The 14,948-nt window shown below is 37.8% G+C and carries 20 protein-coding genes; 17 read left to right on the forward strand and 3 right to left on the reverse strand.

From position 1 onward, the window contains the following. Positions 1 to 82: 82 nt before the first annotated feature. Together PC_RS06820 and PC_RS06825 are read left to right on the forward strand one after the other, a co-directional pair. The gene (locus PC_RS06820; protein WP_011175967.1) at positions 83 to 1,186 is read left to right on the forward strand and encodes a trypsin-like serine peptidase; all 1,104 of its coding nucleotides are present in this window, start codon (positions 83 to 85) and stop codon (positions 1,184 to 1,186) included. 474 nt (positions 1,187 to 1,660) lie between these two features. Beyond that, positions 1,661 to 2,488, forward strand: a complete 828-nt coding sequence (locus tag PC_RS06825) for an IS982-like element ISPasp3 family transposase (RefSeq protein ID WP_011175968.1) — start codon at positions 1,661 to 1,663, stop codon at positions 2,486 to 2,488. A 164-nt stretch (positions 2,489 to 2,652) separates the two neighbouring features. Here the strand turns inward: PC_RS06825 and PC_RS06830 are convergent, their stop codons facing one another. Next, positions 2,653 to 3,057, reverse strand: coding sequence for a hypothetical protein (locus tag PC_RS06830; RefSeq protein WP_011175969.1), 405 nt, complete (start codon positions 3,055 to 3,057; stop codon positions 2,653 to 2,655). A 433-nt stretch (positions 3,058 to 3,490) separates the two neighbouring features. On the opposite strand from PC_RS06830, the gene PC_RS11350 reads away from it, so the two are divergent. Genes PC_RS11350 through PC_RS10585 form a run of 7 tightly spaced genes read left to right on the forward strand, consistent with a single transcriptional unit; the run spans position 3,491 to position 7,178 of the window. Next, on the forward strand, positions 3,491 to 3,631 hold the full coding sequence (locus PC_RS11350; protein ID WP_181679087.1) for a hypothetical protein: 141 nt from the start codon (positions 3,491 to 3,493) through the stop codon (positions 3,629 to 3,631). Positions 3,632 to 3,660: 29 nt separating this feature from the next. Next, positions 3,661 to 3,978 carry a hypothetical protein gene (locus PC_RS06835; RefSeq protein WP_011175970.1) on the forward strand — a complete coding sequence of 106 codons (318 nt, stop codon included), beginning with the start codon at positions 3,661 to 3,663 and terminating at the stop codon, positions 3,976 to 3,978. A 21-nt stretch (positions 3,979 to 3,999) separates the two neighbouring features. Next, on the forward strand, positions 4,000 to 4,305 hold the full coding sequence (traL, locus tag PC_RS06840) for a type IV conjugative transfer system protein TraL (protein ID WP_011175971.1): 306 nt from the start codon (positions 4,000 to 4,002) through the stop codon (positions 4,303 to 4,305). 8 nt (positions 4,306 to 4,313) lie between these two features. Then, positions 4,314 to 4,883, forward strand: a complete 570-nt coding sequence (gene traE / locus PC_RS10015; RefSeq protein ID WP_011175972.1) for a type IV conjugative transfer system protein TraE — start codon at positions 4,314 to 4,316, stop codon at positions 4,881 to 4,883. After that, positions 4,884 to 5,576, forward strand: coding sequence for a type-F conjugative transfer system secretin TraK (locus PC_RS06850; RefSeq protein WP_011175973.1), 693 nt, complete (start codon positions 4,884 to 4,886; stop codon positions 5,574 to 5,576). After that, entirely contained in the window at positions 5,569 to 6,873 is a 1,305-nt protein-coding gene (locus PC_RS10020) for a TraB/VirB10 family protein (RefSeq protein ID WP_052278674.1), read from the forward strand. Before PC_RS06850 ends, PC_RS10020 begins: the two co-directional genes overlap by 8 nt. 44 nt (positions 6,874 to 6,917) lie before the next feature. Then, positions 6,918 to 7,178, forward strand: coding sequence for a thioredoxin domain-containing protein (locus tag PC_RS10585; protein WP_420885545.1), 261 nt, complete (start codon positions 6,918 to 6,920; stop codon positions 7,176 to 7,178). On the opposite strand, the gene PC_RS06860 is transcribed toward PC_RS10585, so the two are convergent. Then, on the reverse strand, positions 7,130 to 7,651 hold the full coding sequence (locus PC_RS06860) for a transposase (RefSeq protein WP_181679088.1): 522 nt from the start codon (positions 7,649 to 7,651) through the stop codon (positions 7,130 to 7,132). The two genes, PC_RS10585 and PC_RS06860, sit on opposite strands and share 49 nt — an antisense overlap. A gap of 47 nt (positions 7,652 to 7,698) precedes the next feature. After that, positions 7,699 to 8,109 (reverse strand): hypothetical protein, encoded by a 411-nt coding sequence (locus PC_RS06865; protein WP_181679089.1) that lies wholly within the window; start codon positions 8,107 to 8,109, stop codon positions 7,699 to 7,701. A 193-nt stretch (positions 8,110 to 8,302) separates the two neighbouring features. On the opposite strand from PC_RS06865, the gene PC_RS06870 reads away from it, so the two are divergent. The 8 genes from PC_RS06870 (at position 8,303) to PC_RS06905 (ending at position 14,935) form a co-directional block, all read left to right on the forward strand. Beyond that, positions 8,303 to 8,674, forward strand: coding sequence for a hypothetical protein (locus tag PC_RS06870; RefSeq protein WP_181679090.1), 372 nt, complete (start codon positions 8,303 to 8,305; stop codon positions 8,672 to 8,674). Continuing rightward, a complete protein-coding gene (locus PC_RS06875) occupies positions 8,667 to 9,041 on the forward strand; it encodes a hypothetical protein (protein ID WP_011175978.1) in 375 nt (124 codons plus the stop codon). The genes PC_RS06870 and PC_RS06875 overlap by 8 nt, the downstream gene beginning before the upstream one ends. Position 9,042: 1 nt before the next feature. After that, positions 9,043 to 11,529 (forward strand): type IV secretion system protein TraC, encoded by a 2,487-nt coding sequence (gene traC, locus PC_RS06880; protein ID WP_011175979.1) that lies wholly within the window; start codon positions 9,043 to 9,045, stop codon positions 11,527 to 11,529. Then, positions 11,517 to 11,999 (forward strand): conjugative transfer signal peptidase TraF, encoded by a 483-nt coding sequence (gene traF / locus PC_RS10025; RefSeq protein ID WP_011175980.1) that lies wholly within the window; start codon positions 11,517 to 11,519, stop codon positions 11,997 to 11,999. Before traC ends, traF begins: the two co-directional genes overlap by 13 nt. Next, entirely contained in the window at positions 11,984 to 12,616 is a 633-nt protein-coding gene (gene traW, locus PC_RS06890; RefSeq protein ID WP_011175981.1) for a type-F conjugative transfer system protein TraW, read from the forward strand. Before traF ends, traW begins: the two co-directional genes overlap by 16 nt. Next, positions 12,598 to 13,221: a type-F conjugative transfer system pilin assembly protein TrbC gene (trbC, locus tag PC_RS10030; RefSeq protein ID WP_052278675.1), complete on the forward strand. Its 624-nt coding sequence runs from the start codon at positions 12,598 to 12,600 to the stop codon at positions 13,219 to 13,221. Before traW ends, trbC begins: the two co-directional genes overlap by 19 nt. A gap of 68 nt (positions 13,222 to 13,289) precedes the next feature. Continuing rightward, positions 13,290 to 14,225: a TraU family protein gene (locus tag PC_RS06900; RefSeq protein WP_011175983.1), complete on the forward strand. Its 936-nt coding sequence runs from the start codon at positions 13,290 to 13,292 to the stop codon at positions 14,223 to 14,225. Then, positions 14,219 to 14,935, forward strand: a complete 717-nt coding sequence (locus tag PC_RS06905; protein WP_044045167.1) for a hypothetical protein — start codon at positions 14,219 to 14,221, stop codon at positions 14,933 to 14,935. Before PC_RS06900 ends, PC_RS06905 begins: the two co-directional genes overlap by 7 nt. The last annotated feature ends 13 nt before the right edge of the window (positions 14,936 to 14,948 follow it).

A 14,948-nucleotide genomic window follows, 5' to 3' on the forward strand; every position in this document is an offset into this window, starting at 1 on the left:
ATATATTTAATGATTAAAAGATAAAAATAGTCAGACGTTGACTGTTATAACCTAAAATTAAAAAGTTTTATCCGAGGAAAATATGCAATCGATGTCGATTTACTATGGCTCACAGCCTTATCCTATTCTTTCCTGCACTGGCGAATTCGATACAGAAGGAGAAATGCAGATTGATACATACCAATCAAGACAAGGCTATAGAAGAAACTTTTCTATAGATGATCTTCGTCGCGCAATTTTCCCCATTCAAAGAAGTGATGGCTCGTTTATAGGAAATTGTTTTGCCATAGCTCAAAATCTTCTATTGACATCTCACCACTGTTTAGAAGACAGAGATGAAATTAGAGGATCTTTTGGAACAGGAAGAGTTATTTTTGATGGAGTTACGTATTGTCGTCGAGATTTTGCCGTCTTACGGGTGGAAGGAGGTCAATTCCAGCCGGTCACTTTAGATTTGGACAATGCCGTAGGGGAATCGATTCAAATGTATCACAAGTTAGAAGGCCCATCTTTAAATATCTACGTGAAGCCTTTTACTTCTCAAACTGTTATCGCCCCTGGTGGTGGATCCTTTGCTACGCGAGCAGATATCTCTTCTTCTGAAACAAGTCCTGGAGAATCTGGAGCACCTAGGATGTTGCTACAAAATGGTTGTGTCCATGCTATGCATCAGGGAAATAGTGAAGGACTAACAATGAATGCGTTTCAAGAAATACTTGAGCAAGCATACCGAGCTGGTAACCGCAATGCTTATGACATTCTTTCAAAAGTCAAGTGGGAAAATTTCGAAACAAGACTTATAAATCGGTCGCCTCTAATAATAAAGGTTGGAGATGTAGAGGAAGAGAAGAATTCTAAGCCTAAGCCAAGGATAAACGAAAGTGTAAAGCTTTGTGATCCAAATAATCCAAGAATAGTAGCTACGTTTAATTATACAGAAATTGGTGAAGGTAGAGGCAATAGAGCGATCAGAATTTCTAAGGATGGTGTTGCTGGTTCTCAAATTACTTATGCGATTGATCCTAATCCTCATGATGATAATCACTACAATAACAAAGGTCAGAAAGAATTTTATAAAACACTGGCAAGGGAAATAGGAAAATTTTATCTATTAAATGGGACTTATTCTGCTGGAGGAACTATGTCAGTATATAACAAAATTTATACCCTCACTAAAGTCAATTAATTTTAACCTAGCTTGCCTCTTGTATAATTAGGCATTTAGGTCCCTTATTTATGTTCTAAATAAGGGATCTTGCATATTTATTTTTTATCTCAATTATCCATTTATATTTTCTATCTATTCACTAAAAAATCTAATTTAGAGATTAAAAATTAAATCTCTTATTAAGTAAGAAATACTACAATTTTTTTAAATAATAAAAGAACTATATTGTTGATATTTTGGAAACAAAAATAGAATTTAATTATAAATAAACTATAATATAATAAAATAAATTTTAGTATGTGTTGTTGATAAATATCATAAAAACTTTAATTTTATTTGTTAATAAATAAAATGTGTATTATTCTATTTTAATAAATTTGATTTATATAATGTAAGTTGCAAATAACTAAGTTAAAATAAAATTTAGATGTAAATAAAAAGGCCTCAGATCCTTAAATTGTTTTTGTGGAACAAATAACAAGGATTGAAGCCATGGAAGAACAAATTATAGCACTTTATTGCCTTTTAGACGACTACATCCTTTCGATTGGATACAAAGATTGGCCAAATACAAAACTGTCTACTTCGGAAATTATGTTGATAAATTTAGTAGGAATGAGATTTTTTTACGGAAATATTGAAACGTCCCGAAAATTTCTTATTGAGCATCGATATATCATGAATAAACTGAGTAAGAGCGCATTAAATAGAAGAATTCATCAAATACCCATGAAATGGTGGGAGGAAATTCTTGAGTTTATTCAAAAATTAAAAAACTTTGGAAAATTACCTTTTGAATATATTGTTGATGCATTTCCTGTTTCTGTTTGTAGAAATATAAGAATTCAAAATTGTAGAATTTATCGAGGAGAGGAATTTAGAGGGTATAATGCTAGTAAACGAGAATATTTTTATGGATTGAAAGTAACAGTCTTAGCTTCTCAAGATGGGTGCCCTTTTAGAGTTATCCTTTGTCCAGGCAGAGAGCATGATGCTGTTCCTTTTAAATACATGGAACGAAACTTACCCGCAGGCAGTAAGATTTATGGAGATTCTGCCTATGTAGATTATAAGCATCAAGATATGCTTGAAAAGATAGAAAACATCAAGCTCGTAGTGAAGCCAAAATCTAATTCTCTTCGCTCAATCGATTTACATGATTTTGTAAATTTGAAGCACATTAGAAAATTTATTGAGGGGGTATTTGGCGTGATATCAAGACTGATGCCTAGAAAAATTCATGCAACGACGCCTAATGGGTTTGAAATTAAAGTTTTAGGATTTTTAGTAGCAGTTGCAACAAATTTTTTAATAAATTAGTTATTTGCAACTTACATTTATATATTAGATGGTTTTTAGCCCAACTTTTGCTATTTAATATGTACTCACAGCATTTGTTATATACTGCCTGCATAAAGTTATTTAGTAGCAGGTTTTTTGATTTTGGAAGCAGATTTAAGCATCTTTTCGAGTAATGCTTTAGATTAATGTTCTTCTCGTTCAAGCTTTTCAAAAATAGCTTCGATAATCCACTGTTTTTTTGAAACGCTTCTACGAAAAGCTTTAAGAAATTCCATTTTTTTATCGATTTCTTCAAAAAGGTCTGTTTCAAGTTGAAGATGAAGGTAGCGAGTGCGTTGATCTTCTTCAGATTCTGGGTCTTGTAATTTTTCTCTAATGGCTTCTGCAACCCAATCTTTTTTGTTAATGTCGTTTTTGGAATTTTTTAAGAAATGTATATGATCATTAATAAGTTTAAAAAGGAAATTTCCGATCTCCACATTATAATGAATAATCTTTTTTTTAGGCTGAGCAGATGTTTTTTGGGAAGAGGTTGTTTTACTTTTTGGAGAAGAAGGGTTTTCAAGTTTCTTTTTAGTCGTTTTCATTTTCAGGTAGACACCTATTTTAAACTAAATACTCAAACAAAATATTCCTTAACAACAAATTAATCTATTTATTTTTTTAAGTGAAAAATATTTTGATTCTCTCATTCATTTAAATGATGAATAAGAATTATTGGCAGCTGCAGTTAGCTTTTGCGCCATCACGTTTACCTTTCTTTCGTTTAGATATTTTTTAGAAATTATTAAGATTATATGAACCTAAAATTCAAGCTATTATGTTTGAAAGACTGCATATGAAATTATAAGATTGTATATGCAATCTTGACTTTCATTTCTTAATTTGTTAAAACTATTGCCATAGAGTTATTTAAAGCATTAAGGAGAGCCTAGTATAAACAAACGTATATTTAAGTTTTCTGCCCAAAATAGCATCGTAAAATAGCATCGTAAAAGTGAAAATTATTAAGGATAAAAGATGAAATCTGTGATTCAGCAAATCCAACAAGCACCGCCTCCGGTTTGTCGCGGTGTTTATGCGAAGTTTTATGCACTAAGATTTATGAGTAAGAATCCCCGTTTATGGATTCGTTGGGGTTACTTGGATAAAAAATTTTAAAATCATTTGATTGTAGAGAGAGAGTAAAGATGAAAAAGAAAGAATTATTGACCTATGCCTGTTTAGGAATTGCCTTAGGAATGATCATCCCTGCTGATGTGTTTGCTAGTAAAACATCTGTTTATGGGGCTAAAGAGATTGCTCAAATTGGAGATAATTTAAAAGACTTCATGTTTGATACGGCTGTTCCTTATGCCGCTGGAATTTTTGGCGGATACAACGTCATTAAAGCGTTTATGGCAAATCACTATCAATCGATGGGAGTGTTTGCTCTCTTGACTGCCACCTCTTTTATCGTACCTCCTTTTTTAAAAGGGGTATTCGGCGCCTCCTTATTACTTCCATAAACAGATAAATAAGGCGTTTCCATGGCACAAGAAAGCCCTAGAATGACATGTAAAACTTTTGATCAATCTATTCGCATTCTGTTTTGGTCATTGGATGAATTTTTGATCTTAATCCCCCTAAGCTTTGTTGGCATTTTCCTTCGAAGCTTAGTGTTATTAGGATTGGCAATCCTTTTAAAGACGCTATATATACAAATGAAAAAAAAGAGCCGGCACCAACCCTTGAGTCACTACCTCTACCAATATTTTCCAACATCTTTTTGTCAAAAATTAGGCTATTTTGAAGGACTCCCCCCTTCACACCTTAAAAAAGTCATTTTAACGTAAAAGGAAAAATGGAACGGATTTTTTTTGAACGCAATCTCAATCATTTATTAGTGCAGAGAAACTTTTTAGTGGGATTGTCGTTAACCTTACTGATGGGAGTGATCTTAGCTGTCTCCTTCCTTTGCTTCAAAACAGAAAGAATTATTATTGTCCCTTCAACGATTGAAAAAGAATTTTGGGTTGATGCTCATTCCGTTTCAGCCACCTATCTCGAACAATTTGGATTGTTTTTAGGGCAACTCTTGCTCACCAAATCTTCTTATTCTGCAGATTTACACCGCAATATTTTGTGTCGACATACCGAGCCTCAGTATCTTGCTTTATTAAAACAAAGATTAATGGAAGAAGAGGAGACTTTAAAGAAACAAAACGCTTCTTACGTTTTTTACTTAAATAATGTTCACGTCAATCCCAAAGAATTAACGGTGACTTTGCTCGGAGATCGGCAATTTTTCCTTGCAGGTCAGCAAACCACCTTGGAAAGCTGCGGCTATACCTTGCATTTCAATTACAGCGGAGCTCGCCTTCTTCTAAAGGGGATCACTCAAGAAAAAACCGACCTTGCGAGGAGAGCCTAGATGAAACAAATTTTTTGGATGGGCTTTGCCTGTCTGCAAGTTTTAAAACTTTCGGCTGCCACCTATCACACGCTCAATACAACAAGCCTTTTGCCCTGCTACTTATCTTCTACTTATCAAAATCGGGTGATGATTGAAAATGGACGAATTAAAAAAGTGATTACCCCAGAATCTGATCGTCTTTCCATTCAAATTGAAGAGTTAACAGGCCAAGCATTTATTTTTGCCCGGGATCCTCATCTGAAAGAGATCTCTCTTTCGGTCATCTCCGATTCGGGTGTCATTCAAGATATCCATATTTGTTTTATAGAGCGTCAGCCTGAAGTTGTTGTCTTGCAGGAACCAGAACAGAAAGAGTGTTCACCTGGCGTGCCTGCTGCCGAGGAGCTCTCCATTTTGAAACAAGTTCAAGAGATTGTTGCTGGGAGAATTCCTACCGGTTATCGACACAAATCTATCTCTTCGCAAAAACGCACTCTAAAAAAAGGAATCGAGCTTACGCTTAAAGCTAAATTTATCGGATCAGAAAATACTCTTTACCTCTATCAGCTAGCTAATACGGGCAAACAACCTCAAACAGTTTTAGAATGTGAGATGGGAAGTCAGCAAAGTCAATGGATCTATTTAGAACAAAACATGATCGCTCCCAAGCAAACAAAGGTTTGTATTCTTGCGGTGAAAAACCATGCCTGATCTTTCGGAAAAAGTACTGAAAAAGCAAAAAATCCACTTAATTCTTGTTGCAGCTGTGATAGGTTTTGCCGTGTTTGGTTTGATCAAATATGCATATGATCATTATGAACCCACTTCTTATGACTTATTTGAACCAAGGATCGATTTACCTGTGGATGAATTTCAATCCAAAGAAGTGTGGATGGATCGTTTGGAAACGCAAGTGGGCTTCTTGATCCAAAAGCAAAAGTACTATGAAGAGACGTTACTTGAGTATAAAGAAAGAGAAAGAGCGAACGAAAAAGAGAAAATCGAACTCAAGCAGTATTTGACTCTTTTGAAAAAGAAAATGGAAGCATCCCAAGTTAGAGAAGAGGAGTTAAAGAATAAAAAGGATACCTCAGCTCTAGAAATAGCCTCTTCAAGCAAAAACACATTTGACCGCCCCGTGTTTGAGCAAGCAGAGGAAAGCTTGCTTCCACCTTCTTCTTATCGATTTCCTTCTTCCTCTTTTTCTAGTGATCCGTTTGTCTCCCAAGGAACAATAGCCTCTTTCGGACAGGAGGCTGTCAAAGCGACTGAGACAGCTGCTTTAAGACCGCCTCTTTGTGAATATACGCTGCCTCAGGAAGCAAAAAATGAACTTTTTTCCCTTGAAAAAAGAACGCCTGCCAATGTAAGTGTGCGTGCCATTCTCCTTTCTAGTGTGGATGCTGTTTGTAGACTAGACGCTCAAAGCGATCCTATCCCTGTAAAATTACGCCTCTTAGATGATGCTCATTTACCCGGAGGAATGAAAGTAAAGTTGAAAGGATGTCTGATTGGAGCGAGCGCTTACGGAGATATTTCCAGTGAACGTGTCTATATGCGATTAGAAAACTTAACGCAAGTCAATCTCAGCGGGCAAGCCATTGAAACGGAAGTGACCGGTTATGTGTCAGGAGAAGATGGAAGATTTGGAATGCGAGGGATCTTGGTGGATCGCTCCGCTAAAATATTAAAACCAGCCCTTGGCAGTGGGATCTTATCTGGAATTGCTCAAACGCTTCAGTCGGCATGCGCTCGCCCATCCAAAGAAACGATTAATACCTACTCGCTCAGCTCGGATTTTGCTCAAAATACGGTGGCTAAAACTTCAGATGCCTTTAGCCTTTTGGCTTCTTACTATATTAAACGAGCAGAACAAGTCCAACCTGTCCTTCAAATTGATGCAGGTCGCTTAGTCGATGTCACGTTTACGCAAGGATTTAGCATGGGAGATCTCCATGCTAAGGAAAATTTAAAACAGATTCGCAATAAACACAGGCCTTCCTCATGAAAAAATGGAAATGGAACATTTTTCTTTTAACCTTGGGTTTGCCCATGTGGGGGTTCAGCTTAGACAAGCTCGCTGAAAAATATCTGATTGAATTTGGAGATCCGCAAGCACCTGTTCAAATTACCGAATACTTTTCCATGAGTTGCCCCCATTGCTTATCCCTATTCAAAAAAGATTTTAAAATCCTTAAAGAAAAATACCTAGAAACAAAACAAGCGTATTGGGCTCTGTACAGGACAATTTTTTTTAACATACCTTACAACCTATTCAGAATAGAATTCTTCTTTCGAAGAAGTCTTATATAATGTAGAATTTCATTCATATACAATTCTAAACACAACAAACATTTTCTTATTCCCTCAAAGCATGTCCTGAATATGCTTTTTCTTTTTCTCCCGTGAGAAGCTTGGTTTGTTTTTGATTGTATGATTTCATTTGTTTTTATCGTCCACACGACTGCTAGTGTTAGCACGAGCATCCATGCATCGATCTTTTTCAAATCGGTCATATGAGTATCTTCAAAGCAAAAACCTTTTGTTTTTAAATATCCAAAAAGAGTTTCAATTGCCCATCTCTTCTTGTACATTTTTAATGCTTTATAGGGACAAACATTTGTTAACACGATTAAAAGCTCTCCTTGATAATTTCTCGAAGCAGCTATTTGAACGCTTACTCCCAATAATGTATGGTGGCCTTTAAAGACTTTCTTTTTTCCACACTTAATTACCTTACATATATCTCTCAAGCCCACTGTGTAGTTTCCTTTTGGGTGTAACACTTGAGTGTCTTCTTTAACTCGAAGATAGCTCGGGATTTTTGAATTAATTAAAAATCAAACCATTCGGATCCTATAAATTCCCTATCTGCTGTAAATGAATTAATATGAATTTTATCCATCACTCTTTTAAGTACTGATAGACGATCGAGGGTTTTGGAATTACCTGCTCTTCCTAAGGAAATCCAAGCTAGAGGAATGCTAATCCCTTTAAAATTAACTCCTAAGGTCAAAATATTGATGTGTTTTTTGCCGAATTTCCAATCTGTCCTATCTAATGCCAAGTCATTTTTCTTATTTTTAAGATCTAAAATGATAATCACTAAATCTGTTATGACCTCTTGATAATCATTCAAAAAAGTTAGCCAGTTGAAAAATCTTTGTATTCGTTTGAAATTAGAATCAATTTTTGCCTTACTATATAAAACTGTTGCTAGCTCTGACAGATTCACTGTCTTCACGATGAACAATCCCAATAATAAATTCGTCAATACAGTTAATCTTGACTTGTTCCAATTAAAATATTGACCTAAAATGTTATGCAGCTCGCATATGTGTTTCATAGTACCTCTAGAGTGGTTTCTGAAGTATTATGTCACATATCGCGAGTTTTTTTACATTTTCAAAAAAATTGTCCTGTACAGAGCGTATTGGGTGTTTCATCCCGTTCCCTTAGACTCGCTGACGGTGCAAACGATGGATTGTTTGAGCAAATTAACACCTAAGCAAAAAAGGACATTGCTAGAAGCATTATTTGACTCTCTTCAGGTTCAAGATGGTCCAGAAGTTGCCCTTTTTCTTCTACAAGAAGCCATGAAACTATTTGATCAGCCTATGCCAAATTTAGATGAACAAGCGTATATCGTGCAGACGGAAGCATTTCAAGCGGCTTTTCAATTTTTGAAACAAGAGGATCGTATACAAGCGGTTCCCTCAGTGGAGATAAATGCAGAGCTTTATCGTCAAGAAATTCCCAATCAAGCGTTCATTGAAAAACAAATGCAGGCGAGGCTTTCTCATGGTTAGTAAAAATAGGGCTTTTTTTCCCGCTTCTTTTCCCTTGTTAGGATTGATGTGCCTCTTACTTCCTTCATGTGCTATTTATAAACAACAATTCGATTGTCCGGCCCCAAAGGGAATTCCTTGTACATCTGTGACAGCTATCGAAAGCCTAATCGTTGAAACCCAAGAAGGAGCTGATTTCCTTGTCTATCCCCCATTGAAAGATAAAAAAAATGAGGAAACAAACCAGGGGTTAGCAGCTCTGCCTCCTAGAGTGTGGATTTGCAATCAAGCTAAAGAAAAGATGGGGATAAAAGGGTATTATATCCAACAGGCAGAAAGCATTGAACCAGACCTCTCTTTTTCTATTAATCAGACAAAGGGACGTTAACATGCGATCATTTTTGCAAAAATTGGGGAATATCGTGGCAGGTTTATTCGGAGAATCCCCTTTTTCATTTTCGTCAGACACAGCGCAGGCTTTACCGAGCGATCCCTATCCATCAGCTACCCCTCTTTCTGCCTATCTATCTTATGATGTATATGATGAAGACAATGAATTATTCATCAATAAAAAAAGTTTAGGGTTTGCCATTGAAATGCTTCCTTTGGTTGGAAGTGATCATGCAGCTCAAAAGAATATTCAAAGTCTTTTTGATGAGGTGTTAGAAGAAGGAGAGTCGATTCAGTGCCTTCTTTGGACCGATCACCGCATTGATCCTTTCCTCAATTTCTGGGAGGAGCCTAGAAAACAAAAAGGGGGAATTTTTGCCAAGATTGCTCACCAACGGGTCAAGACTTTTCGCCATCACAAACAGTTTTTTCCCTCTCTTTTTCGCTTTGTACTCTCCTACACTGTCCCATTTAAAGGAGATCTTCAAACAAATGCCCCCTTAATTCAAAAAATGAAGGCCAAAAAAGAGAAGTGTTTAAGAATTTTACGTGCTCTTTCTCGCTCGGCTCGGGTTTGGAAACCGATCGATTTAATGGATGTCGTTGGGGGCATGTGCCAATTTTCTTTCAGTACAGAAGCGGTCACTCCCCTTTGGAACCCCTACCAATCCCTGGCAAGTCAGATTCCAAGAGGAACTAGTTTAGAAATTCAAGAGGGGCAGTTAAAGGCTAATCGTCCCTCCCCTCTGGCGTTCAAAAGTTTTCGAGTAGTGGATTTTCCTGAATTTTGGTCACTCAGCCAGATGCAACATCTGATTGGAGATGTCGAAAGAGATAGCTTCCGTTTACTTTGTCCGTTTTATCTTCACTGGGCAGTGCATTGTCCAAGTCAACAGTTAGCGGAACAAAAATTTAAAGTGCGTGAGAAATTTGTCGAAAAACAGGGGCAATCCTCTATGTTTTTAAAAATGGTTCCTCAACTGGCAGATGAACTGAAAGAAATCCAATATGCTCGAAAAGAGATATATCAAGGGGCTCGCTATGTCTGGACCAACTTGTCTGTTGGCATTTGGAGCTCTCCTGACAATTTGGTTCATTCAGAAGAAATCCTAAAAGGAATTTTTCGAAATAATCGCTTCACGTTAGTGGAAAATCAAGCGTTTCCTTTGGCAGCTTTTTTATCGGCATTACCATTAAGTTTGGCAGAGTCTGTTAAAGGACTCAAAAATCTCAATTTTTTTCGAACCACTCTCAATCGAGAGTGTGGTAACTACGTTCCTTTGCAAGGAGAATGGTATGGCACCCTCAAAAGTTCCGGGATTCTATTAGCTGGTCGAAGAGGGCAGCTCATGAATTGGAATCCTTTTGATAATGACCATGGGAATTACAACATCACAGTCGTTGGAAGAAGTGGATCGGGAAAGTCTGTCTTTATGCAAGAACTGATTTTTAACGGATTAGGAACAGGAGCCAAGGTCTTTGTTTTGGATGTGGGAAGAAGCTTTGACAAACTTTGCCAAGCGTTAGAAGGACAAATGATTGAGTTTTCAAGACAATCTACCATTTGTTTAAACCCCTTCACCAAATTTCCTCTGAATAACGTTAATGAACTCAATGACTGCATTATTCTCCTTAAATCGATCATCGCCAACATGGCAGATTCCATCAATGGGATGAGTAGTGAACAAATGAGTTTAATCGAAGAATCTATCAAAGAAGTGTGGAAACTTAAAGGTTGTGAAGCCTCTCTAACAGATGTTGCCAACTGGTTAAAACAACACGAAGATGTCCAGGCTCGCAAGATCGGTAGAATGCTATTTCCCTATACCATCGATGGCGTTTTTGGACACTATTTTGAAGGAAAAAATAATGTCGATTTTACCAATCCTTTTGTCTTGATTGAGTTAGAAGAACTGAAAGAAAAAAAAGAGCTACAAGCTGTGGTGCTTCAATTATTGATTTTAACGATTACGGATCAAGCGTTTTTAGGAGATCGTAAAACGCGCTTTTATATTTGTGTAGATGAGGCTTGGGATCTTTTAAGAGCGAATCAGACAGGGCCCTTTATTGAAACCTTGGCAAGACGTCTGCGTAAATACAATGGATCATTAATTGTTGGAACGCAACAATTAGAAGATTTTGACAGCTATCCTGGCGCCAAGGCTGCTTACGCCAATAGTGATTGGGCTTGTTTTCTTCCTCAAGACGATAAAACGATTGCCACTCTTAAGGCAGAATCAAAAATGCCTGAGGGAAAAATTCAAGCAATTGAAAACTTAAATACCTTGCATGGCGTTTATAGTGAAGTTTTGATTTGTCAAGGAAAGTCCTATTCGACGCATCGCTTCTGGTTAGATTCCTTTTCTAATTTGCTTTATAGCACCCAGGCGGCTGACTTTTCTCGTTTGCAAAAGCTACGCGAGCAAGGGAAAAGCTTGGAAGAGGCCATTGAAGAGCTCGTGCAGGAGAAAGCATGTCACTCTTAAACACAAAAGGAAAAACTTTATGCATTTCTTTGCTCATAGGGATCAACGCGTATGGTCTGACCAATCTGGCCACTGAAGGAACTTATTGCCAACATTTTCGTCTAAACAGCAGCTCTAGCCTCCCTTTTTACATCTTTTCAACATCTTCCCTTAAAATGGTGGAAAGAAATATGTATGTGTCGCTGACTCATCCTTTTTCTTCTCAAGAACTATTGAAGCAAATTGTCGGTTTACCAGGTGACCTTATTACGATTCGCGATCAACATGTGTGGGTTAACGACAAAGATTACGGATTTATCTACTCTACTTCTCCCTCTGGCCTTGCTCTTTCTCCACTGCCAGAAGGAATCATCCCACAAGGATTTTTCTTTGTCCATGCGACACATCCTCAAAGTTTTGATTCTCGTTATGCTGAATTTGGCCTTGTTTCCAAAGAGCAGTTAAAGGAGCGTTTATGCCCCCTTTTCTAACAGGAATCTTGACAGTTTTGCTTATCTTTTCTTCATTAGAAGCCAAAAATTTAGGAATTTATGGAGCAACTGCTTCAATTGAGGAAGAAGATCTCCTCATTTTCATGCAAAAAAATATGCAATTGATCACGGAAGCTGACCATGAAAAGTGGATGCAAAATTTACAGAGTCATTTGCTTGCTCAGATGAAAAAACCTTTTGTCATCAAGGGAATTGGAAAAACCCAAACGTACACGGTGAGCTATTTTGATCCGAGCATTACGGTAGATCGAGATATCCTCAATCATTCTCAGCAAATCGTGGTGAAAAAAGGAACGCGGATCAATCCTCTGTCTTTAGTAATGCTGGATCAAGATTTATTATTCGTTGATGCCACAGATACAGAGCAATTGGCTTGGGCGCAGGCACTTTATCCTTCTGGAAAGTGGATTCTGGTTAAAGGACAACCCATGCAACTCGAAGAAGAGCTCCAACGTCCCATCTATTTTGACCAAGGAGGAGTCCTTCTTAAAAAATTTGGCATCCAAAGTGTTCCAGCACGCGTCTCCCAAGAAGGGTTGCGACTCAAAATAGAATTAATTCCGATTGGAGAGAGTTCATGCGTGCCTATTTCTTAAGGGTGATTTTGTTGCTGAATGGAGGACTATGGGGAGAAGAAATGCAACATTTTGCTTTAGACTCCAATTGGCTTAAGCAAGCGCAACAAGTCGATGAAAAAGCTGTGCATTGGCTAAAAGACCATTTAAAAGAGCGTTTGGCATCGGAGAATTTTTTGAGAAATCCCCTAGAGGAAAAGGGATCGCAACTCGCCACTACTCAATGCCAAAGTGCGGGAATGGAGGTTAAAGAAGAGTCTCCTCTCTATGTATTTATGTCCTTTTCATTAGACGATCGCTTGTGGGTGCAATTGTCCCAAGAGTTAGAGAAACTAGGAGGAATTTTTGTGTTAAGAGGGCTTCCGCAAAATAGCTTTAAAGAATTGGCCAACCGAATCTTTACGTTGCAAGAACAAGGCGTGCGTGTGCCTATCCAAATTCACCCTCAGCTATTTCAAAGATTTGACATTCAACTAGTGCCAACCATTGCTGTTACCGAGGGTGAGCAGTATGACAAAATCTCGGGAAATCTTTCTATACAGGGTGCTTTAGAAAAAATGTCCCTGTACGGAGAGACTCAGCGAGCCAAATTCCTTTTGCAACAATGGAAAGAGCAACAAAAATGAGGAAAAAAATTCTTTATCTGCTCTGTCTTGTATTCTTCTCTTCCCTTTCAGCTGGAGAGGGAAAATTTATGAATCCGTTTACCGATGTGTGTTGGGAATGTGTTTTTCCTTTGACCGTGAGCGGAGTGTCGGTAACTCCTGGCCATCCGGATCTTTCCAAGTCAAACAAACGTATCTGTACTTGCGCGGGAGTTCCTCCTCGCGTTGGCATTCCTTTGACATTCTGGGAGCCACTGAATCTAGTTGATGTCACCCGGCACGCCTATCGCCTGGTTGGATTGGGAGGCGTTTCAGTGGGAAGTGATTCGATAAAAAATCGTGGGACTGTGTCGGTTTTGGGTGATGGGCCTGCCCAAACAAGCGTTTATCATGTGCATTGGTATCATTTTCCTCTCTTGAGCTTGCTCAACCTTTTGACCGATTTCATTTGTGTCGAACAAGGAGATGTTGACCTACCCTATTTGAGTGAATTAGATCCTTTATGGAATGATGACACGTTAGCTTTGATTGTGAATCCAGAGGCGGCCCTATTTAACTCTCCTTTAGCACAAGTTTCTTGTATTGCGGACTGCTCAATGGCAAGTCTTAATCACCCGATCGATGAGTTATTTTGGTGCGCTGGCTGTGAAGGATCACTATACCCGTTAACGGGAGTTGTTGCCCACCATCTAAGTCCCATCCAAGCTAGTTATCTCCTTGTTCAACGTTTAATTGCCAAACTACACCGCATGTTTCTCTTAAAAGGATACGATAAAGGAGAGTTTTGTGAAGCACAAATGATGCCTATCTTGAAGAAAACGCTTTATAAAACGCACCTGATTTATCCAATTCCTCAAACTTCTGGACTTTGTCATGCTTTGGGAAAAAGTGATCTGTTATGGGGAATTGGCAAATCTTTTCCCATTCAGGGAGAAGATTTTGTCTATTTGATTTGGTCTAAAAAACATTGTTGTCTCGATTCAACAAAAGCAGCGGCCATGAAGCCCATCGGAGGTTTATGGTAAAGCAGCAGTGGATTTTTTTACTTTTCTATACGTTTCCTTGTGTGGCTTCCATGCAAACTGCCAAACAAGCAGGGCAATCTTGGGGAAAGGATCAAGCCTCTTTAGCGTGCGATTCAGGGAAGAAAATTCGGTCTGATGATTTTCTAACGACAGATGAGAAAAAGCAAGCCTTTGATGCGAAAGCAGCTGAAAAGAAAATGAAACAAAGAGATATTCCTTCTTCCGAAACAATCGATTTTTTAACAAGCCAAGAAGTGCAAAACAACCAAAATCATCGATCCTTTCACGAAGAGGAAAATTTTTTTCAAATTTCAGAAAAGATATTTGCTAATCAAACACCCGAACTTCCAGCTGAAAAGGACAAAGAAGAAGAACAAAAGATCTATACCTGTAAACAGGCGGGTGATCCTTTCATTATCAATACAGAAAGAACATTAAAAGTTTCCATTCATCCTTTTCCAGCTCAAGAAGCAAAAATTTGCTTAGGTCATAAGAAAATCGCGATTGTCAAAAAAATTGGAGATTTTCCCACCTCTATCAAAAAATTGGAACAAAGCTATCGAAATGATCCAGCCATTGACCCTTCATCCGTGCAAATCATCTGTTTCAAAGTCAAGGCTCAACATTACTTCGTACAAGTGAGTTATCACCACTTTGAAAATGTCGAAGGATGTGATCATTGTCAAATGATTCAGAAAAAGGGAGAATAAAAAGAGACAGAGG

This window comes from Candidatus Protochlamydia amoebophila UWE25 (assembly GCF_000011565.2).
GTDB lineage: Bacteria > Chlamydiota > Chlamydiia > Chlamydiales > Parachlamydiaceae > Protochlamydia > Protochlamydia amoebophila.

Excerpts from the sequence above, each read along its gene's own strand:
- traW (WP_011175981.1), top strand. The coding sequence starts at position 11,984 with ATGCCCCCTTTTCTAACAGGAATCTTGACAGTTTTGCTTATCTTTTCT.
- PC_RS11350 (WP_181679087.1), top strand. The coding sequence starts at position 3,491 with ATGAAATCTGTGATTCAGCAAATCCAACAAGCACCGCCTCCGGTTTGT.
- traC (WP_011175979.1), top strand. The coding sequence starts at position 9,043 with ATGCGATCATTTTTGCAAAAATTGGGGAATATCGTGGCAGGTTTATTC.
- traL (WP_011175971.1), top strand. The coding sequence starts at position 4,000 with ATGGCACAAGAAAGCCCTAGAATGACATGTAAAACTTTTGATCAATCT.
- PC_RS10020 (WP_052278674.1), top strand. The coding sequence starts at position 5,569 with ATGCCTGATCTTTCGGAAAAAGTACTGAAAAAGCAAAAAATCCACTTA.
- traE (WP_011175972.1), top strand. The coding sequence starts at position 4,314 with ATGGAACGGATTTTTTTTGAACGCAATCTCAATCATTTATTAGTGCAG.
- PC_RS06820 (WP_011175967.1), top strand. The coding sequence starts at position 83 with ATGCAATCGATGTCGATTTACTATGGCTCACAGCCTTATCCTATTCTT.
- traF (WP_011175980.1), top strand. The coding sequence starts at position 11,517 with ATGTCACTCTTAAACACAAAAGGAAAAACTTTATGCATTTCTTTGCTC.
- PC_RS06850 (WP_011175973.1), top strand. The coding sequence starts at position 4,884 with ATGAAACAAATTTTTTGGATGGGCTTTGCCTGTCTGCAAGTTTTAAAA.
- PC_RS06900 (WP_011175983.1), top strand. The coding sequence starts at position 13,290 with ATGAATCCGTTTACCGATGTGTGTTGGGAATGTGTTTTTCCTTTGACC.
- PC_RS06835 (WP_011175970.1), top strand. The coding sequence starts at position 3,661 with ATGAAAAAGAAAGAATTATTGACCTATGCCTGTTTAGGAATTGCCTTA.
- PC_RS06830 (WP_011175969.1), bottom strand. The coding sequence starts at position 3,057 with ATGAAAACGACTAAAAAGAAACTTGAAAACCCTTCTTCTCCAAAAAGT.
- PC_RS06825 (WP_011175968.1), top strand. The coding sequence starts at position 1,661 with ATGGAAGAACAAATTATAGCACTTTATTGCCTTTTAGACGACTACATC.
- PC_RS06875 (WP_011175978.1), top strand. The coding sequence starts at position 8,667 with ATGGTTAGTAAAAATAGGGCTTTTTTTCCCGCTTCTTTTCCCTTGTTA.
- PC_RS06905 (WP_044045167.1), top strand. The coding sequence starts at position 14,219 with ATGGTAAAGCAGCAGTGGATTTTTTTACTTTTCTATACGTTTCCTTGT.
- trbC (WP_052278675.1), top strand. The coding sequence starts at position 12,598 with ATGCGTGCCTATTTCTTAAGGGTGATTTTGTTGCTGAATGGAGGACTA.
- PC_RS10585 (WP_420885545.1), top strand. The coding sequence starts at position 6,918 with ATGTGGGGGTTCAGCTTAGACAAGCTCGCTGAAAAATATCTGATTGAA.